The 19,137-nt window shown below is 39.8% G+C and carries 19 protein-coding genes and 1 pseudogene; 16 read left to right on the top strand and 4 right to left on the bottom strand.

Annotation, left to right across the window (positions count from 1 at the left end; all coding sequences use genetic code 11):
• Nucleotides 1-92: 92 nt before the first annotated feature.
• Nucleotides 93-626, bottom strand: a complete 534-nt coding sequence (locus CH76_RS05715) for a tryptophan transporter (RefSeq protein WP_036144109.1) — start codon at nucleotides 624-626, stop codon at nucleotides 93-95.
• Nucleotides 627-745: 119 nt separating this feature from the next.
• Nucleotides 746-1,162: an HIT family protein gene (locus CH76_RS05710; protein ID WP_036144107.1), complete on the bottom strand. Its 417-nt coding sequence runs from the start codon at nucleotides 1,160-1,162 to the stop codon at nucleotides 746-748.
• 103 nt (nucleotides 1,163-1,265) lie between these two features.
• Here CH76_RS05710 and CH76_RS05705 point away from each other — a divergent pair, with 103 nt between their 5' ends.
• Nucleotides 1,266-2,006, top strand: a complete 741-nt coding sequence (locus CH76_RS05705) for an ABC transporter ATP-binding protein (protein ID WP_036144106.1) — start codon at nucleotides 1,266-1,268, stop codon at nucleotides 2,004-2,006.
• Nucleotides 1,999-3,183, top strand: coding sequence for an ABC transporter permease (locus CH76_RS05700; RefSeq protein WP_036144103.1), 1,185 nt, complete (start codon nucleotides 1,999-2,001; stop codon nucleotides 3,181-3,183). Before CH76_RS05705 ends, CH76_RS05700 begins: the two co-directional genes overlap by 8 nt.
• 79 nt (nucleotides 3,184-3,262) lie before the next feature.
• Here CH76_RS05700 and CH76_RS05695 read toward each other — a convergent pair whose 3' ends face one another.
• Nucleotides 3,263-3,775, bottom strand: coding sequence for an antibiotic biosynthesis monooxygenase (locus tag CH76_RS05695; protein WP_036144102.1), 513 nt, complete (start codon nucleotides 3,773-3,775; stop codon nucleotides 3,263-3,265).
• Nucleotides 3,776-3,979: 204 nt separating this feature from the next.
• Here CH76_RS05695 and hemE point away from each other — a divergent pair.
• From hemE to CH76_RS05660, 7 genes and pseudogenes are all read left to right on the top strand, one after another.
• A pseudogene (hemE, locus tag CH76_RS05690) lies at nucleotides 3,980-5,037 on the top strand (uroporphyrinogen decarboxylase).
• 23 nt (nucleotides 5,038-5,060) lie between these two features.
• Entirely contained in the window at nucleotides 5,061-5,987 is a 927-nt protein-coding gene (hemH, locus tag CH76_RS05685; RefSeq protein ID WP_036144100.1) for a ferrochelatase, read from the top strand.
• A 15-nt stretch (nucleotides 5,988-6,002) separates the two neighbouring features.
• A complete protein-coding gene (gene hemG / locus CH76_RS05680; protein WP_235190362.1) occupies nucleotides 6,003-7,436 on the top strand; it encodes a protoporphyrinogen oxidase in 1,434 nt (477 codons plus the stop codon).
• 105 nt (nucleotides 7,437-7,541) lie between these two features.
• Entirely contained in the window at nucleotides 7,542-8,486 is a 945-nt protein-coding gene (locus CH76_RS05675; RefSeq protein WP_036144095.1) for a YncE family protein, read from the top strand.
• 2 nt (nucleotides 8,487-8,488) lie between these two features.
• A complete protein-coding gene (locus CH76_RS05670; protein ID WP_036144094.1) occupies nucleotides 8,489-9,172 on the top strand; it encodes a response regulator transcription factor in 684 nt (227 codons plus the stop codon).
• A gap of 88 nt (nucleotides 9,173-9,260) precedes the next feature.
• Nucleotides 9,261-10,559 carry a cell wall metabolism sensor histidine kinase WalK gene (locus CH76_RS05665; RefSeq protein ID WP_235190361.1) on the top strand — a complete coding sequence of 433 codons (1,299 nt, stop codon included), beginning with the start codon at nucleotides 9,261-9,263 and terminating at the stop codon, nucleotides 10,557-10,559.
• Nucleotides 10,560-10,565: 6 nt separating this feature from the next.
• The gene (locus CH76_RS05660) at nucleotides 10,566-10,997 is read left to right on the top strand and encodes a FixH family protein (RefSeq protein ID WP_036144092.1); all 432 of its coding nucleotides are present in this window, start codon (nucleotides 10,566-10,568) and stop codon (nucleotides 10,995-10,997) included.
• 192 nt (nucleotides 10,998-11,189) lie between these two features.
• On the opposite strand, the gene yhfH is transcribed toward CH76_RS05660, so the two are convergent.
• Complete coding sequence (gene yhfH, locus CH76_RS13690; RefSeq protein WP_081892634.1) at nucleotides 11,190-11,315, bottom strand: protein YhfH; 126 nt, start codon at nucleotides 11,313-11,315, stop codon at nucleotides 11,190-11,192.
• A gap of 140 nt (nucleotides 11,316-11,455) precedes the next feature.
• On the opposite strand from yhfH, the gene CH76_RS05655 reads away from it, so the two are divergent.
• The 7 genes from CH76_RS05655 (at nucleotide 11,456) to CH76_RS05625 (ending at nucleotide 19,022) form a co-directional block, all read left to right on the top strand.
• Nucleotides 11,456-12,448 (top strand): lipoate--protein ligase, encoded by a 993-nt coding sequence (locus CH76_RS05655; RefSeq protein ID WP_036144090.1) that lies wholly within the window; start codon nucleotides 11,456-11,458, stop codon nucleotides 12,446-12,448.
• A gap of 140 nt (nucleotides 12,449-12,588) precedes the next feature.
• Entirely contained in the window at nucleotides 12,589-13,293 is a 705-nt protein-coding gene (locus CH76_RS05650; RefSeq protein WP_036144087.1) for a response regulator transcription factor, read from the top strand.
• Nucleotides 13,293-14,303 (top strand): sensor histidine kinase, encoded by a 1,011-nt coding sequence (locus tag CH76_RS05645; RefSeq protein ID WP_036144085.1) that lies wholly within the window; start codon nucleotides 13,293-13,295, stop codon nucleotides 14,301-14,303. Before CH76_RS05650 ends, CH76_RS05645 begins: the two co-directional genes overlap by 1 nt.
• Nucleotides 14,281-14,691 (top strand): hypothetical protein, encoded by a 411-nt coding sequence (locus CH76_RS05640; RefSeq protein WP_036144083.1) that lies wholly within the window; start codon nucleotides 14,281-14,283, stop codon nucleotides 14,689-14,691. The genes CH76_RS05645 and CH76_RS05640 overlap by 23 nt, the downstream gene beginning before the upstream one ends.
• Nucleotides 14,692-14,698: 7 nt before the next feature.
• A complete protein-coding gene (locus CH76_RS05635) occupies nucleotides 14,699-15,475 on the top strand; it encodes an ABC transporter ATP-binding protein (RefSeq protein ID WP_036144152.1) in 777 nt (258 codons plus the stop codon).
• Entirely contained in the window at nucleotides 15,447-17,366 is a 1,920-nt protein-coding gene (locus CH76_RS05630) for an FtsX-like permease family protein (RefSeq protein ID WP_036144079.1), read from the top strand. The genes CH76_RS05635 and CH76_RS05630 overlap by 29 nt, the downstream gene beginning before the upstream one ends.
• A gap of 105 nt (nucleotides 17,367-17,471) precedes the next feature.
• The gene (locus CH76_RS05625; RefSeq protein ID WP_036144077.1) at nucleotides 17,472-19,022 is read left to right on the top strand and encodes a fatty acid--CoA ligase family protein; all 1,551 of its coding nucleotides are present in this window, start codon (nucleotides 17,472-17,474) and stop codon (nucleotides 19,020-19,022) included.
• The last annotated feature ends 115 nt before the right edge of the window (nucleotides 19,023-19,137 follow it).

Raw genomic sequence — 19,137 nt, 5'->3', positions numbered from 1 at the left:
TCCTCCAATAAGTTAAGTGTGTACTCTTATTATACCCATAATATTGTGTTCGAAAAGAAAAAACGACCTGTCACAAGACAAGTCGCTTTGGCTTACGCATGAGTTGCTGCTGTTTTAAATGACGAGCGCTTTACTAAATTTGTAATGATAGGGTAAATAACAGCGAAGGCAATGGCGTTAAATACTGTTGCAGGTAGTACCACCCCAACAAATAATGCAGCAAAGCCAACAGGTACATTTGCTTGGAAGACAAATAATGCTGTGCCTAAAAAAATAGCGCCTGATACAATTGTGCCAGCTACAATTAATGCAAGCTGTACAAAAGTACGCTGAACGACTTTAGCAAGCACGGTCACCGCGCCTAAAAAAACAAAGCCTGTAATTGCCTTATCAATAATATTTGGTAAAAGCCCTCCTGGGAATGTTGTAAATAAGCCTGATAGTACACCCGTTGCTAGTGAAAGCAAAAATGTTTCCTTTGCATAGGGAAATAATAAAATGCCAATAAACATCATTGTCAGCATAAAGTCTGGCTTCATGCCCCCAATAAAGCCAGGTACGACCATATACAATGCCGCACCGACACCTACTAATAGTGCCATTAAAACAAGATTCTTCGTCTTCATAACTCATCTCTCCTCAACTAGTCTAAACTGTGGTCTCCTAACGTCTCCTCATGAGCGCTAGCGAAACTTGGCTAAATTATACAAGTGTCTTTGCATAAATGCAATGATTATTCAGAAAATTAAGCGTTTAGTGCATCCGCAATAGCAGTTGCTGCTTGTTGTACCTCTGCCATTTCAGGTTTGATTGGTTCCCACACAAGTGTTAAGCCGTCTTCTTCGTAACGTGGAATGAAATGTAGGTGGTAATGGAACACGGATTGGTAAGCTGCTGCGCCGTTATTATTTAATGTGTTTAAGCCTTTTGGATTGAAAGCTGTTTTGATGGCATTAGCAATACTTGGTGCAACAGAATACAGATGACCTGCTAGCTCACTTGGCATATCAAATAAATCCTTTACGTGCTGTTTAGGAATTAATAATGTATGACCTTTAGCAAGTGGTGTAATATCCATAAAGGCATACACATGCTCGTCCTCGTATACTTTTATACTTGGAATTGTACCATCAATAATTTTACAAAAAATACAATCGTTCATTGCAATTCCTCCTTTAGTTTGTATTAAACTTATTCTATCATACAAATAACTGAACAAAACGTTGATATTTGCTAAACTATAAACAGAATAGGAGTTGGAAGATATGGCAGTTTTACAATTAACGAACGTTACAGGCGGCTATACACGCAAGCCTGTTATTAAAGAGGTGAGCTTTTCGATTGGGGAGGGCGAGCTTGTAGGTTTAATTGGGTTAAATGGTGCAGGTAAAAGTACAACCATTAAGCATATTATTGGCACGTTACTGCCTGATGCAGGAGAAGTTGCATTGCAAGGTGTTACATTACAGCAAGATATGGAGAAGTACCGTAGTTCATTTTCGTATATTCCTGAAACGCCCGTACTTTATGATGAGCTAACACTTGAGGAGCATTTAGCATTAACGGGTATGGCTTACGGATTAGATGAAGCAACAGTGAAGACGCGCTCTGAAAAATTATTAAAAGAGTTTCGAATGGAGCGCCGCTTAAAGTGGTTCCCTTCGCATTTTTCGAAAGGGATGCGTCAAAAGGTTATGATTATGTGTGCCTTTTTAGTGGAGCCGGCGCTATACATTATTGATGAACCGTTCGTAGGTTTAGATCCACTGGGTATCCAATCTTTACTTGATCAAATGGATGCAAAAAAACAAGAGGGCGCTTCGATTTTAATGTCTACGCATATTTTATCAACAGCTGAACGTTATTGTGACCGTATTATTTTACTGCATGAGGGACGTGTTCGTGCACAGGGAACAATGGCGGATTTGCGCGAGGCATTTGCAATGCCAGATGCTACGCTAGATGATTTGTATATTGCAATGACAAAGGAGCAAGACCATGCGTAATTTACAAGATGTTTGGCAAACACGTCTTACACATTATACTGCCGAACTACAAAAGTATATGCGTTATATATTTACAGGACATATTGCAATTGTATTGGTATTTTTATTAGGCGCGGGAGGTTACCAATATAGTGCATGGCTTAATGTGGTGCAACCCGACTTTCCTGCAGCTTTATTGGTAGGGGTTGTGCTTGGTATGCTTATTATGTTTAGCCAACCAGCAACATTACTACGTGAGCCTGATGCAGTGTATTTATTACCACTCGAAAATAAAATGAATGAATACTTTACACAAGCTTTACGTTTTAGTTTTACAACAAGCATTATTGTCATTGTAGTAGCCTATGTGGCTTTTATCCCTTTATTAAAAGTAGTAACGCCGCTATCAACAGCACTATTATGGCTGGGGCTCGCGATTGCACTTGCGCTAAAATATATGAGTATCCACAGTGAGTTTGCATTTCGTTATTATATGCGTGGGCGCTTTGTCTGGGTTGACCGTTTACTGCGTTTCGGTTTGGTGGTGCTAACATTAGCCACTTATCTAAACGGTTGGTATTACGGTTTAGCTATTGGTTTTATTACCCACTTAATTTATATGCGTGTATTAAAAGCCAAAGTGCAAAACCAGCCGTTTCCGTATGAGCATTTTATTACGATCGAACAAAATCGTATGTTGCGTTTTTATCGCTTTGCTAATTATTTTACCGACGTACCGCATCTACGCGGTGCTATACGTCGTCGAAAATGGTTGGACATGATTTATGTGTTAGCACCATACGGTAAAAAAAATACGCAACGTTATTTAACGTGGCGTATGTTTGTACGAACAAATGATCATTTTTATTTATGGGTGCGTTTAACTTTTATTGCCGCGCTACTAGCAGCATTTGTAGATATTACGATTGTACGTTTTATTATTGCAGGCGCTTTATCTTTTGCAACAGCGCTACAGTTACAACAAGCATTAACCAATCAATCTGCCTTCCGGATGGATATGCTTTATCCTGTACCAGCTGCACAGAAGAAGGAAGCAGCTACAAGTATTGTACGTCTGCTTATTATTGTGCAGGCAATCATTGTTACGCTTAGTCATGTTACACAGCCTTACTTTTATGTGACGGGTGTTATTATGATTGTAGTTGGTTTATTTACACAACAAGTGATGAAAAAATAAGGATAACTGAGTGCCGAATGGTGCTCAGTTTTTTTGTGCAGAAAAAAGCAACCTAAGTTTGCTTAGGCTGCTTGTATAATTAGTCTTCTTGTTTAGCTGTTTGGTATGTTGTTACATAGGATGCAGCTGCAAAAATATTTACTGGTGGTTTTGCGGCAGCCTCAGGTTTTTTGTCAGCATGTGAGTTTTTAAATGCTTGCGACTCTGTCCATGCTTTAAATGACTCAGGGCCAACCCACTCTGTTAAAACGATGTATGTTTCTTCGCCAATAGGGCGCATTAAACGGAAGGCTACAAAACCAGGCTCATTTTCAATTGATCCTTTACGGCTTAGGAAGCGGTGCTCAAATACTGGGCGACCCTCTTCAGTGACAGGAATATTATTTAAGACATAGTAGCCTGTGCCTTGTAATTCGTTAATTGAATCAATGGCCTCAAACTTACGTGGTGATTGGAATACCGTCTTGCCTTCTGTTTCGTGAAGCAGTACAGCATTACCCTCGCCATAAAGTACGACCATTTTTTCATTAGGGTATTTTGCACGAACTTGCTCCATATACTCTGGTGTGCCTGAAGTTAAATAAATATTCATTTGAAATTGCCTCCTTGTGTTTAAGAAAAAAGTCTGAATCTTATCTTCTATTTAAACGATAATACAAGATTTTGTCAAAAGAATCGCATATAAAGAACGATTTTATGACATTTGTCAGTTGATGCTATACAATAGTAGCGTTGACCGTATATAGTAAATAAGGATGTTTAGCTTTACATATAAGTTATTTATTTTGAAGGAGAGATGTTATTCATGACAAAATTTAATGATACATTACTTCGCGCAGCACGCGGCGAAAAGGTGGAGCACACACCAGTTTGGTATATGCGCCAAGCGGGACGCTCACAGCCAGAGTACCGTGAAATTAAAAAGAAATACTCACTAGAAGAAATTACAATGCAGCCAGAATTATGTGCATATGTAACCCGCCTACCTGTAGATAACTACAACGTAGACGCAGCTATTTTATATAAAGATATTGTAACGCCGCTACCAGGCATTGGTATTGATGTACAAATTAAAGCGGGCATTGGTCCTGTAATCTCTAATCCTGTACGTACAGTTGCAGATATCGAAAAACTAGGTGAGTTTAATGCAGAAGAACACACACCATTTGTACTTGAAACAATCAAGATGTTAACGGAAGAACAATTAAATGTGCCGTTAATTGGCTTTGCGGGTGCACCATTTACACTAGCGAGCTATATGATTGAAGGCGGTCCTTCAAAAAATTATAATAAAACAAAATCATTAATGGTTTCTGAGCCTAAAGCTTGGTTTGCGTTAATGGATAAATTGGCAGACATGATTATTGCTGATATTCGTGCACAGGTCAAAGCGGGCGCTAAAGCCGTACAAATCTTTGACTCTTGGGTAGGCGCATTAAACGTAGAAGACTACCGTGTCTTTATTAAGCCAGTAATGACACGCATTTTCTCAACACTACGTGAAGAAAATATTCCACTTATTCAATTTGGTGTAGGCGCAAGCACCTTGTTAATGAATGGAATGACCTGCCGATTGATGTAGTTGGTTTAGACTGGCGCTTACCAATTAAGGATGCGTTAGCTAAGGGTGTTAATAAGCCAGTTCAAGGTAACTTAGACCCAGCACTACTACTTGCAGATTGGTCAATCATTGAAGCACGCGCTAAAGATATTATTGACCAAGGTTTAGAAGCAAAAGGCCATATCTTTAACTTAGGCCATGGTGTCTTCCCAGAAGTAGACCCTGAGGTATTAAAGCGTTTAACAGCGTTTATTCATGAATACAGTGCAAAACAAATCGCAGCACGCGGTTAATCTAAAAAAGAGGTGAATCACGCATGAAACAAGTGCGAGGATTGTTAGTAATGGCGTACGGTACGCCTTATAAAGAAGAAGATATCGAGCGTTACTATACGCATATTCGTGGTGGTCGTAAGCCAGCACCTGAACATTTAGAAGACTTACGTCAGCGCTATGCTGCAATTGGTGGGATTTCGCCATTAGCGAAAGCTACAGAGGCACAAGCAGAGGCGTTATGTGCACGCTTAAATGAAGTGCAAGATGAAGTAGAATACAAATTATATATTGGCTTAAAGCATATTGAGCCATTTATTGAAGATGCCGTAGCTAGTATGCATGCAGATGGTATTACAGAAGCTGTATCTATCGTTTTAGCACCGCATTTCTCAACATTCTCAGTAAAATCATATAATGGACGTGTACTTGAAGAAGCCGAAAAAGCAGGTAATTTAAATGTAACTTGTGTTGAGTCTTGGTATGATGAGCCATCATTTATCCAATACTGGGCTAATAAAGTAAGTGAGACTTTCAACGAAATGTCAGAAGAAGAGCGCGAAAAAGCTTGTTTAATCGTATCAGCTCACTCATTACCAGAGAAAATCAAGCTATTAGGCGATCCGTACGAGCAACAATTGCATGATACAGCTAAGTTAATCCAAGAAGCAACAGGTGTTAAAAATGTTGAGGTTGGTTGGCAATCTGAAGGTCAAACACCAGATCCATGGTTAGGACCAGACGTACAGGATTTAACGCGTGATTTATACAATACTAAAGGCTACCGTTCATTTGTTTACACACCAGTAGGCTTTGTTACAGAGCATTTAGAAGTGCTTTATGACAATGACTATGAATGTAAAGTAGTTTGTGACGAGGTTGGGGCAAACTATTACCGCCCAGCTATGCCAAATACAGATCCATTATTTATTGATGCGATGGTAAGCGCTATCAATAAAAAGTTACAGTAATAACAGAAAGTGATGATGACAGTGACAAAGGGAAGACGGAGAATTGTAATCATCGGGGGCGGCATTACAGGCTTAACAGCAACGTATTATTTACAGCGCGCTGCTATTGCTAAGCAATTGCCAATTGACATCACATTAGTGGAGGCCTCACTCCGTTTAGGTGGGAAAGTTCACACACACCGTAAAAATGGCATTATTGTTGAGAAAGGTCCTGAGTCCTTTTTTGACCGTACAGGCAGTGTGCAACAGCTGGCACAGGACTTGCATATCGAAGACAGCATAGTAGGTAACCATTTAGGCCCTACCTATGTTGCACTTGGCAATGAACTGTACCCAGTACCCGAAAGTTTGTTAGCTGGCGATGCGCCGCATATCTCATCCTTTATAACATCTCGATTATTTTCAGTCAGTGGTAAAGTGCGTGCAGCGGGTGACTTTGTTATCCCGCGCACGCATTTGCCTGTTGACCAACCAGTAGGTCCGTTCCTACGCCGTCGTTTTGGCGCAGAAATCGTAGAAAACTTAGTTGAGCCTTTGTTAGCAAGCGTTTATGCAGGTGATGTAGAGCAGTTAAGTTTGCAAACAACATTTCCTGAGTTATATGACGTAGAGCAAAAGCACCGCAGCCTACTGCTCGGTATGCGTAAAGCGCAATCGAGCCTTTTTTACGGTGATGTCCCTGAGCAAGCTGAGGGGATTTTTCATACGTTTAAAAATGGTTTAGAAACAATGGTCGAAGCAATGGAAGCGACGCTTAAACCAGGCACGATCCTAAAAGGAGTACGCGCTGAAGCAATTGCGTATAATGCAGACAAGGAAATGACTGTGCAGTTAAGTCATAAGCCGATTATGCAGGCAGACGATATTATTATTGCCACACCCTACCATGTAGCACAGGGGTTATTTGCGGACAAGCAAATGCTACAGGAGTTAGATGATATGACAGCCGCAACAATTGCCACGGTAAATATGGTGTTTAAAAGAGAACAATTTGCAGACTTGAAGGCACTTGCCTTTTTTGTTTCACGCAATAGTGATTTAACCATCACCTCATGTACATGGAGCAATTTAAAGTGGCCAACGACAGCACCACAGGATTATGTAGTGTTACGTAGTTATATTGGGCGTGTGGGTGATGAGGCAATTGTAGAGCTCTCCGACCGAGAGATTGAACAAAATGTATTAGCCGATTTACAGCAAACACTTGGTGTTAGTGGTAAGCCACTAACTACGATTGTGACACGCTGGAAGGACGCTATGCCACAATATACAGTGGGGCATAAGGCGCGCATTGCACGCGTTGAACAAAAATTACACGAGGTATATCCTAATGTGCATCTTGCAGGGAGCTCATTTAAAGGGATATCCATCCCAGAATGTGTCGCACAAGGACAACAAATCGCCGCGCAATTATTGGCACCCTACGAGCAGCAGCTTTCATGTAAATGAGAGCCGCTGCTTTTTTTAATCGTCATAACATGTTCAAAATATAAGCGCCATTGTTTCATGGAAACTTCACACTTATGAAGTATGATAATACGAGAGGTGAGAACAATGCGAAAACAGTGGCTATTACTACTAGTAGTTAGCATAATGTTAGTGGGTTGCTCAGCTAAACGCCATGAACCAATTACAGCAAAAAACTTTGTGGCAACAGTGAATATATTAGAGCCATCGCTATCATTTTTTACGCCGCAGGGTGAGCCGCTTGCGACTTGGCACTTGGATAAGGCCTATACAGGTGCAACTTTAGTAGAGGACACCGTAATTCTTTATGGTTTTGGCTTAGATAAGGCAGTTGCTTATTCACTCGCGACAGGCGAAAAGAAGTACGAGTTGAAGACAGGTACAGGTGTTACAAATATTTATTACAATACAAAGCAAGCTAAAATATATATAGCTAATGGCGATACCAATCGCGTGCATATGTATAGTTTAACGGGTGAGCCACTTAAGCAAATTCAAGTGGGCAACTACCCGATGTCTATGCTCATTCATGACGATGAGTTATTCGTGATTAACTATAAAGACACAGTACTCCAAGTGCTAGATGCAAATACATTGATAGAGAAACGTAGCTTTGCTATTGATAAGTCAGCCAATGGTTTAATTGTGCCAGACAATACAAATGAGCTATGGCTAGGTGGTCATGGTGAGGGTGTACGTCCTAATGCGGATGTAAAACGTTATAATTTACAAACAGGTGAGCTACTTGGCAAGCTAGAAATGCCACTAATGCCAATTGAGTTTGCACAGCATAACGAAGAAATATATGTGGTCAGTCATGGACGTAATACTGTTTACGCAGTGAAGCCAGATGGCACAGCATTATGGAAACAGGATGTGGGGGCTAACCCTTTCGCCATTGCTACGGTGGGTGATACCATTTTTGTAGCGGGCTATGATGACCATAAATTATATGCTATTACGGATGGGGTTGTAATAAAGGAACTAGATGTACAAAAGGGACCATTTAAATTGCTAGTTAGGGAGGATTAACTTTGACAAAGGTACTAATTGTTGATGATGAGCGTGATATGCGCCATTTAATAGAGATGATGTTAAAAAATTCGCATTTTGAAACAATCACAGCGAGCAGTGGTGAGGAAGCATACTATGCGCTTCGTCATAATACAGTTGATTTAATTTTACTTGATGTAATGATGCCAAATGAAAATGGCTTTGAAGTATGCACACGTATACGCGAAACTTCTAAAGTACCTATTATCTTTTTAACAGCGCGTGATGCAAGTGAAGATAAGGTACGTGGACTAACAATTGGTGCAGATGATTACATTGTAAAGCCTTTTACAATTGATGAGTTAGTAGCACGTATTAATGCGGTATTACGCCGTACAGGTGCGACTGAGTTAGAAATCCAACAAAAATATATTGCCATTGATCCTATTAAATTAGATGAAGTGGCACGCAAGGTATATGTAGAGGATAAAGTTGTGCCGCTTACTTTAAAAGAATTTGAGCTCCTTTATTTATTTATGCTTAACCCAGGTACAGCTTACTCACGTGAGCAATTGCTAGAGCGAATTTGGGATATTGACTATGCGGGTGGTACACGTACTGTAGATACACATATTAAAACGCTACGCTTAAAACTAGGTAAGCAAGCGAGTGAGTATGTACAAACTGTTTGGGGCGTAGGCTACCGCTTCGAGCCGAAAAAATGAAGAAACTCTCCACACGTATTTGGTTATTAATCGTCACCTTTATTGCGCTCACTGTAATTTTTATGTATTTTCTAACGGAGTTTTGTATTTGCAATTGTATGTACAAGATGCAGAAAGCTCCATGGAGGAGATTGGTACAAAGTTACAGACGATGTATAAGGGAGGTCGCGTGGACGACCAATTAATTTTAGATATCGAAACGTATAACAATTATTCTAACTTTAATGTATTTGCGGTACGTAATCCGCGTGAGCTTAGCGCCTGCGTACCTTTTGATATTGATTATGATACATTGATTGGTGTTGATGAGCGTCAAAAACTATTAGCGGGCGAGTATGTATCTTCAATGGGGTACGAGCCGCGCTTTGAGCGTCAGGTGATTTCTGTAATGTTCCCGTTAGTGGACCAAAATCGCCTTGAGGGGATTATTTATATTTACTTCCCATTAGCAAAAATTAGTGAGCTAACCAATCAAGAAGTATTAATTTTATTTTTCAGTGCATTTTTATTTGCACTAGTAGCTGCATTTTTAGTATCAAAAGGTTTACGTCATATTATGCGCCCACTACGCGATTTACAACAGGCTGTTGATAAAATGTCAGCAGGTGACTATAACATTCATGTACCTGTAAGCTCTATGGACGAGATTGGTAAGCTATCACAGGCTTTTAATGAAATGGCTGAGGCCATTCATAAAGAAGATGAGGCGCAAAAAACGTTTTTAGCGACTGTCTCACATGAGCTTCGTACACCGATTAGTTATGTAAAAGGATATAGCGAAGCAATCCAAAGTGGTATGATTAAAAAAGAAGAGCAAGACGAAACAATTGGTTTACTCGTACGCGAAGCGAATCGTATGGAACGCTTAACGAACGAACTCTTACAATTAGCGCGTATGAACAATGAGCAAGAGGAAGAGCTAATGCTTTACCCTATACCTTTAGCTGAGACTTTACGTGAAGTAGAGCAGTTAATGTATCCTGTAGTGGCTAAGAAAAACATTACGCTTGCTGTTACGCTTGATGATGCGTTAATTGTGATGGCAGATGAAGAAAAGCTTAAACAAATCGCTATAAATTTAATCGAGAATGCCGTAAACTATTCTAGTGAAGGTAGCTGTATTACGCTACAAGCAACACAACATGGTCAATTTGCTCGTGTTATGATTAAGGATGAGGGTATTGGCATACCTGCTGAGGACCTACCACATATTACAGAGCGCTTTTACCGCGTCAATAAAGCACGTAGCCGTTCGGACGGTGGAAGCGGTTTAGGGCTATCTATTGTCGATCAGCTCGTTAAACAACAAGGTGCTACGATGACGATAACGAGTGAAGTAGGCAAGGGTACAACTGTAGTAGTGGACGTACCAGTAATGGAGGAATGATAAGCGATGAAAAAAATGTGGTTAGCAGTAGCAACAACTGCTGTACTTGTGGCGGGCTGTAGTGACTCACCTAAAGAGCCTGAAGTGCCAGAAATCGTAGAAGTAGAAATCCAAACACCAACAGAAGCACCACTTGCACCTTTAACATTAGAGGCACGTGTAACACAAGCTGGCAAAGAACTTGAAGATGCCCATGTGCAATTTGAATTTTGGCAGTCAGGCTTGCGTGATGAGGGCTATATGTTAGATGGTGAATATCAAGGCGATGGCATTTATCAAGTAAAGGTAGAGCCAGAACAAGATGGTATTTATTATATGTTTGCCCATACAACAGCGAGTGGTATGCATGTCATGCCAAAGCAGGAAATTAAAATTGGTGAGCCTACTATGGATGAGGTTATTCCTGAGGGACCAAATGACAATAATGACATGCGTTAACTAAGAGAGGAGCTGCGGCTTCTCTTTTTTTTGGCATGAGAAAACCCGCTACGCAATTTTTGAGCTGTGCGAGCGGGTTTGAGTGTAAGAGATTTAATTAACAATTCATAAGCGTTAAGGGTACGCATGAACTGCGGGGCTGCTGTTGTAGGGAATAACACATGCCCAAGTTAACAGTTACTAGACAAATGCTTATAGACAGTTACATTTTTCGCAAGTGTTGCTGTAGCATTCGCTTTGTTCTTCGATTTTTTCACCGCATTCTGTGCATTGCTTTGCAGGTAAGTTCTTGAAAAATTCTACAACGTTTTCTACCATAATGTTTTCCTCCTCTATGATCATCTGTACTAATACTGTTTTGATATTTCTAATTGTATTATAACAGTTTGCGTTCGTCAACACTAAAATTCAAAAATGTTGTAAAATAAAGAGTATTAACAGGTGAAGGAGCCAATACCATGCTATTTGTAGACAACGAAAAAAATTACGATCCTCGCATTAACCTTGCGATTGAAGAGTATTTAGTTAAAACAATGGATGTTGAGCAAGAACCCATTTTACTGTTCTATATTAATCAACCATCTATTATTATTGGTAAAAACCAAAATACGATTGAAGAAATTAATACAGATTATGTAGAGGACAACGATATTATTGTAGTGCGTCGCCTATCAGGTGGGGGTGCTGTATACCATGACCACGGTAATTTAAATTTTAGTTTTATTACGAAGGATGATGGTAACAGTTTTTTAGATTACAAAAAATTTACACAGCCTGTAGTAGATGCACTTGCTAAAATGGGTGTTAACGCGGAACTTTCGGGACGTAATGATATTTTAGCAGAGGGTAAAAAGGTTTCGGGCAATGCACAGTTTTCTACACGCGGTCGTATGTTTAGTCATGGTACGCTGATGTATGACACAGAGATTGATGCTGTTGTAGCTGCACTTAATGTTAAACAGGAGAAGATTGCCTCTAAAGGAATCAAATCGATTCGCTCTCGCGTAGCCAATATCGCAGATTTTTTACAACAACCAATGCCAATTGAAGATTTTCGTATGGAAATTTTAAAATCTATTTTTGGTGGCGAAGAAAATATTCGTTACTATAAGTTAACGGACGAAGACTGGCAAGCCATTCATAAAATTTCGCAAGAGCGCTACCAACAATGGTCATGGAACTATGGCAAGTCACCACGCTTTAACTTACAAAAAACACAGCGCTTCCCATCAGGTAGTGTAGATATTCGTTTAGAGGTAAGTAAAGGCTTAATTGAGGATATTACGATTTTTGGTGATTTCTTTGGTGTGGGCGAAGTAGCTGAGTTAGCAGAGGCACTCAAAGGTAAGGCTTATAGTAAAGAAGCAATTGCGCAGGCTATTGCACCTTTTGATACCGGAAAATTATTTGGTGGTGTCACACAGCAAGCCTTCTTACAATTAATTTATTAAGCATAAGCAACCGTGCATAGGACGCGGTTGCTTATTTTTTTCATGAACCTTAAGTAAGCTTAGTGCGTCCTATTGACAGTAGAAATTTTAAGTGTTATTTGTTTTTTGCTATACTATAGAGTAGAGAAGGAGGCGTTGTTGTGGATAAGCATCGCATTTTTATCGTAGAAGACGATACAAAAATTGCTTCATTACTTGCGGATACACTACGTAAGTATCAATATGATGTGCAAGTCATTGAAAACTTCGACGCATTAATCGAAGAATTTACGGCCTTTCAACCCCATTTGGTGTTATTAGATATAAATTTACCAGCCTACGACGGCTATTATTGGTGTCGTCAGCTACGTCAACATACCACATGCCCAATATTATTTATTTCGGCACGCTCAGGAGAGATGGACCAAGTATTTGCGCTTGAAAATGGCGGTGATGATTTTATTACTAAGCCATTTAACTATGAGATTGTACTTGCAAAGATTAAAAGTCATTTGCGACGTACTTACGGCGAGTATGCCGCTCGTCAGGAGGAGCGTACGATTAAGCTTGGTCAATTAACATTGCACCTTGAGCGTATGGAGTTACATACAAAGACAGACGAAGTACCGCTCCAAAAAAAGGAGTGCGTCATTCTTGCGTTACTAATGGGACAGGCACCTAAGGTAGTTTCTCGCGAGCAATTATTGGAGGAGCTTTGGGATGATCAGGCCTTTGTAGACGAAAACACGCTTAATGTAAATATGACGCGTGTACGTAAAAAGTTAGCCGACTACGGTGTGCAATCTACAATAGAAACCGTACGTGGCGCTGGCTATCGTTTTATTTTACATGAGGAGGAGTATTAATGAGTAGCGTGAAATTATTTTTGCGCGACCATGTTTCCTTCATAATATTTGAACTTGTGCTCATTGTTTTTATTATGGCGATTTACTGGTTAGATGGCTTTCGTAACAGTAGCACAGCTATTTATTCGTTGGCGATAAGCCTTGTGCTACTCGCCTCTTTTTTAATTGTGCGCTTTATACCGCGTCAGCGCTATTACCGTAAAATTATGAGGTTACCTGAAACGCTTGAAGATGTGCTCCAAAAAAATGCGAGCACAGCAGAAGCAAAATATGTAGAGCGCTACATTCAGCAACTGTATAAGCTCTACCAGCGTGAAGTACAAGAGCTATATGCTAATCAAAAACGTCATGATGAATTTATGAATCAATGGGTACACCAAATGAAAACACCTATTGCAGTTATTGAGTTACTACTGCAGGAGGAAGGCGAACTTGATAAGCATAGCTTACAAGAGGAGATTGACCGTTTAAAGCGAGGGCTTGAAATGGTGCTTGTTAATGCACGCTTAGAGCGTTTTGAGGACGATATGCATGTTGAACAAGTAAATGTGCGTGAACTAATTACAAGTATTATTAATGAAAACAAACGCCTTTTTATTACGAACCGCGTCTATCCTGTAATTGAAGTTGATGAGCAACTCATCGTAGCGAGTGACTCTAAGTGGTTGCGTTTTGTCATCAGCCAATTTGTTACGAACGCTGTAAAATATACCTTTGAGCAAAATAAAAAGATTTATATTACAGCAACAACAGGCGATGAGGTGGCGTTAACAATTAGGGACGAAGGCATTGGTATCCCTAAATCGGATTTAAGCCGCGTAACGAAAGCATTTTTTACAGGAGAAAACGGGCGTAAAACAGGCGAATCTACGGGTATGGGTTTATATTTAGCACAAGAGGTATGCGAAAAGCTAGGGCATGGCTTAGTGATAACTTCAAATGTGGGTGAAGGCACAGCAGTAACCGTCACATTTAAGGGGGAGTTACATGACGAGCATTCTCGTGCATGATTGGGAACTAGAAGTAGATTTAGCGGCAACACAAGCAGCCTATGCTAATAAGGAAAATTGCTGCTTATGTGGTGAGTGTAAAAACTTTCGGTATGTTACCGAGCAAATGTCAGCAAGCGTCATTGCTTTTGCTGCTAAGCTAGGTATTGATTTATTAAATCCATGCCGTATTAATGCATTTGAGGTAGAAGGCCAAAAAATTATGTATACAGGGCATTACTGTGTGCAAGGTGAAATTATTAAAGGTGAGCTAGATGCGTGGGACATTGTAGTAGAGGAGCATTGCTTTTCATTAATGAATGAAGGTGACGTGACGAAACCATTTAGCGGCAATACCTTTGAAATTGCATTTGAAGTAGTATTACCAAAAGTAGCTGTAATGGAGTGAGTAAATGATGCCAATTTTAGAAATCGACAATATGACGAAGGTGTACGAGGGAAAGGTTACCCATCGTGCCATTAATCAATTAAGCTTTTCCGTAGAGGAAGGTGAGTTTTTGGCAGTGATGGGTCCTTCAGGTAGCGGTAAAACAACTTTATTAAATATGATTTCTACTGTGGATGAGCCAACGTCAGGTACGATTTTAATGAATGGCGTCAACCCACACCAATTAAAAGAAAACGAGCTGGCGTACTTTAGACGTCGCCAGCTTGGCTTTGTATTTCAAAACTTTAATTTACTACAAACTTTAACGGTCGAAGAAAATATCATTCTTCCGTTAACATTAGACAACTTGCCGTTAGAGGAGATGGAGGAGCGCTTAGCGGTTATTGCAGAGCGCTTGCATCTGCAGTCCATTTTGCATAAGCGACCAAATGAAATCTCAGGCGGACAGGCACAACGTACGGCAATTGGCCGTGCATTGATTCATCGTCCGAGTTTAATTTTAGCGGATGAACCTACCGGTAATTTAGACTCTAATACTTCGCGTGATGTGCTAGAGCTATTATTACATGTTAATGAAGAACAAAAGACGACGATTGTTATGGTGACGCATGATCCAATCGCGGCAAGTTATTGCGACCGCGTATTATTTATTAAAGACGGTGAATTTTATAACGAGATTTATAAGGATGATCGCCGCCAAATGTTTTTCCAACGTATTTTAAATGTACTCAGTCTACTTGGAGGAGGGCAAGTCGGTGACCTTTCGACAATTCGCTTACCGTAATGTATTTCGAAATGGCCGTATTTATGCAGCTTTCTTTATGGCGAGCTGTTTTTCAGTAGCGGTATTTTTTATCTATTCAATGCTAATGTTTCACCCCGCTTTAGGCGCAGGTGTGCTTGGCGAAGTTTCGTTAGTGGGGATGGCGGGCGCTGAAGTTATTTTAGTGCTATTTACGCTATTCTTTTTATTTTATTCTATGAGTGCTTTTTTAGCAGCACGTTCAAGGGAATTTGGGATATTACTACATCTCGGTATGGAGCGCATGCAACTGAACCGCCTCGTATTTATCGAAACAATGCTTATTGGTATTACCTCAATCATTATTGGTATTATTTTCGGTTTTTCCTTTTCAAAGTTTTTCTTTATGATTGTGCGTGAAATGCTGTATTTAGAAGACTTGCCTTTATATTTAGGGTGGTCACCATTTTTATTAACAATTGGTGTATTTACAAGCGCATTTGTGATGATTTCGTATTTAAGTGTATCGTTTTCACGGGAGCACAAAGTATTAGACTTACTGCGTGGTATTGACCAAATCGAAACAGGCTCAAGCTACTCTGTCAAACGTGCGGTTAAGGGCGTTGCTTATATTGTCTTTGCGTATGGTCTTGTTATTTTTACTTCTTATTTTACGCATTACATTACATTGACCCTTTTTGTTCCTTTATTTATTACCTTTGGTACGTATTACTTTTTTAGTGATACAACGTTGCTTATTTTAGATGCAGTGCGTCGCAAGCGCAAAGTAAACTGGCGACGCTTTCGCTTATTAGCTATTGCTGAACAAATGCACATTATGAAAAATAACGCCAAAATGTTTTTCATTGTCACAATGGTATCAACATTAGCCTTTTTATCTGTAGGTGTATTAGCGACGATGTCGTCCTATACCACACAGTATAATTTAATTAATCCAATGGGCTTAATTTATAAAGGAGATGCGGACAATCCTTATGAGGGTGAGCATATACGTTCATTAACGGAGCAACTTGAAGAGCGAGGGCTTTCTTATCATTTAACACGTTTCGTTGTCATTAAGCAGACGTCATCAGCAACCAAAAATGAAGTTGAAGTATTGCGTGAGTCAGATATTAATCGTCTGCTTTACTCTTACAACTACCCAATGGTTAACCTTCTAGAGGGAGAGGCGATGTTTATCCCCAATACGGAGGAGGATTTACGGGTATTAAAAGATAAGGTTGTGCATACAGTACTTGAGGAAAATGATATTGCTATAAAGATTGACCGTGTGTACCCAAAGGTTATTTTTCCTAAAGCTGTTATTAGCGTAAACTCTATTATTTTAAGTGATGAGGATTTTGAAAAACTTTGGTATATCACAAATGATCCAACTGTAGCACAACCTGTGTATCACCTCTTTACTTTTGATGTTAACAACTGGATGGAAACAAAGGATATTGCGCTCGCAAGTGAGGGGACTACGATATTTGGGCAAAATCCGCCATACAAGCTTGAAAATGCAGGCTTAAATTATTCCTATATTGTGGCGACGTATTCATTATTTACATTGGTAGTATTACTTGTTGCTACGGTATTTTTACTAGCATCAGGTAGTTTTATTTACTTTAAATTACATGCAGCCTTGGAGCGTAATCAACAACAATTTGCTGTGCTTCGCCGTATGGGGTTAACCGACAGTGAGCTAAAAAAATTAGTGAACCGTTATTTATTCCCGCAATTCTTTATTCCATGGGGCTTAGCTTTACTGCACTGTACTTTTGCCTTTGCTGCGCTACAAGTCTTTTTAAAAGACCTTGTAAATATTTCAATTGCGAAGGAAGTGCTGTTAGCATTTAGCTTCCTTGTAGCTATTCAAGTGATTTATTTTTACTTGATTCGTTGGCGCTATATTGCGCATGTTCGCTCGTAAAATACGTAAAATGTTACATTAATGACGGAAATATGTTGTTTTACTAAGATTATTTTTGTATAATAATGCTGAATGACGATTCATTTCACAAAGGGGATGGTAGTAATGAATTTAGTAACGAGTTTACAAAGTCAAGCTGAGCAACAGCCAAACAAGATTGCGTATCACTTTATGGGGAAGGATACGAGCTATGGTGAATTAGAGCATGCAGTAGGGAAATTTGCTCAGGCGTTAACAACGCTTGGTGTAAAGAAAGGCGATCATGTTGCTTTACTACTTGGTAACACGCCGCACTTTATCGTATCGCTTTATGCTAGCATGCGCATTGGCGCTACAGTAATTCCAGTTAATCCAATTTATACGCCAAGTGAAATTAGTTATATCGTAAACAACGGGGATGTTAAGGTAGTTATCGCACTCGACCTGCTAGTACCTTTAGTGGCGGAAGGCGAGCAGCTTTTCCCGAAAGTTGAGCATTATATTATTTGTGAAACACAAGATGATGTTATGGAGCGTGTAGAGCTTTTACCTACGATGATTCATGCCAAGACATCATTATTCCAAGCATTGCTACACGCAGCGCATGAGGTTGCGCCTATTACACCTGTGACGATTGATGATACTGCGGTTATTTTATACACTTCAGGTACGACAGGTGTTCCAAAGGGAGCGATGCTAACGCATGGTAATCTGTACTCTAACGCTCGTGATATTGGCGCATATTTACAATACACAGCGAATGATAAAGTTATCGCAACGCTTCCTGTATTCCATGTTTTTGCATTAACCGTAGTTGTTAATGCACCATTAATTAGTGGCGCAACGATTATTTTAGTTCCAAAGTTTAGTCCTAAGGAAGTTTTCCATTTAGTTAAGGAGCAACAGGCAACTGTATTTGCTGGTGTGCCAACGATGTTTAACTTCTTATATCAATTACCAAATAGTGATGTTGCTGATTTCGCAACGATTCGTTTAGCTATATCAGGTGGGGCAGCGATGCCTGTATCACTGCTTCATAACTTTGAAAATAAATTTAATGTACGCATCTCAGAAGGCTACGGTTTATCCGAGGCTTCACCAGTGACATGTTTTAACCCGTTAGTACGCGAGCGCAAAGCAGGCTCAATTGGCATGTCCATTAATAACGTAGAAAATAAAGTAGTTAATGAGTATGGTGAGGAAGTGCCTGTTGGTGAAGTGGGCGAATTAATCGTACGCGGCCCAAATGTTATGAAAGGCTATTATAAAATGCCAGAGGACTCTGCATTTGCTTTACGAGATGGTTGGTTATACACGGGCGACCTTGCGCGCATGGATGAAGAAGGCTACTTTTATATTGTAGACCGTAAAAAGGATATGATTATTGTAGGCGGCTATAATGTTTATCCACGTGAGGTAGAAGAAGTATTTTATGCACATCCTGAAGTCATCGAAGCGGCAGTTGTTGGCTTCCCTGATCCTGACTTTGGCGAGGCCGTGCATGCTTATGTAGTAGTGAAGGACGAAGCAGTAACAGAAGAAGTGCTGATGGCCTACTGCAAAGAGCATTTAGCGAAATACCGTGTACCAAAGGAAATCGAAATCATTGAGGAGCTTCCTAAAAATACAACGGGCAAAATATTACGTCGTTCTTTAAAGGAGCAACGTAAGTCATAAATGAAAAAAATTCTTCTTATGCTAATGTAAGAAGAATTTTTTTGTGCAAAATATGCTATGATAAAAGCCGAAACCTTTTTGAATCAGTAACGTTACAGTAATTACAACATTATGA

The organism is Lysinibacillus sp. BF-4, assembly GCF_000743635.1.
GTDB lineage: Bacteria > Bacillota > Bacilli > Bacillales_A > Planococcaceae > Metalysinibacillus > Metalysinibacillus saudimassiliensis.
The sequence above is the reverse complement of the archived record's forward strand: the minus strand, read 5'-3'. Positions and strand labels throughout refer to the sequence as shown.

What these genes read in the sequence shown, in the direction of transcription:
- CH76_RS05640 (WP_036144083.1), top strand. Translation starts at nt 14,281, where the DNA reads ATGACGAGCATTCTCGTGCATGATTGGGAACTAGAAGTAGATTTAGCG.
- yhfH (WP_081892634.1), bottom strand. Translation starts at nt 11,315, where the DNA reads ATGGTAGAAAACGTTGTAGAATTTTTCAAGAACTTACCTGCAAAGCAA.
- CH76_RS05695 (WP_036144102.1), bottom strand. Translation starts at nt 3,775, where the DNA reads ATGAATATTTATTTAACTTCAGGCACACCAGAGTATATGGAGCAAGTT.
- CH76_RS05710 (WP_036144107.1), bottom strand. Translation starts at nt 1,162, where the DNA reads ATGAACGATTGTATTTTTTGTAAAATTATTGATGGTACAATTCCAAGT.
- CH76_RS05715 (WP_036144109.1), bottom strand. Translation starts at nt 626, where the DNA reads ATGAAGACGAAGAATCTTGTTTTAATGGCACTATTAGTAGGTGTCGGT.
- CH76_RS05660 (WP_036144092.1), top strand. Translation starts at nt 10,566, where the DNA reads ATGAAAAAAATGTGGTTAGCAGTAGCAACAACTGCTGTACTTGTGGCG.
- CH76_RS05700 (WP_036144103.1), top strand. Translation starts at nt 1,999, where the DNA reads ATGCGTAATTTACAAGATGTTTGGCAAACACGTCTTACACATTATACT.
- CH76_RS05635 (WP_036144152.1), top strand. Translation starts at nt 14,699, where the DNA reads ATGCCAATTTTAGAAATCGACAATATGACGAAGGTGTACGAGGGAAAG.
- CH76_RS05705 (WP_036144106.1), top strand. Translation starts at nt 1,266, where the DNA reads ATGGCAGTTTTACAATTAACGAACGTTACAGGCGGCTATACACGCAAG.
- hemH (WP_036144100.1), top strand. Translation starts at nt 5,061, where the DNA reads ATGAAACAAGTGCGAGGATTGTTAGTAATGGCGTACGGTACGCCTTAT.
- hemG (WP_235190362.1), top strand. Translation starts at nt 6,003, where the DNA reads ATGACAGTGACAAAGGGAAGACGGAGAATTGTAATCATCGGGGGCGGC.
- CH76_RS05675 (WP_036144095.1), top strand. Translation starts at nt 7,542, where the DNA reads ATGCGAAAACAGTGGCTATTACTACTAGTAGTTAGCATAATGTTAGTG.
- CH76_RS05645 (WP_036144085.1), top strand. Translation starts at nt 13,293, where the DNA reads ATGAGTAGCGTGAAATTATTTTTGCGCGACCATGTTTCCTTCATAATA.
- CH76_RS05655 (WP_036144090.1), top strand. Translation starts at nt 11,456, where the DNA reads ATGCTATTTGTAGACAACGAAAAAAATTACGATCCTCGCATTAACCTT.
- CH76_RS05625 (WP_036144077.1), top strand. Translation starts at nt 17,472, where the DNA reads ATGAATTTAGTAACGAGTTTACAAAGTCAAGCTGAGCAACAGCCAAAC.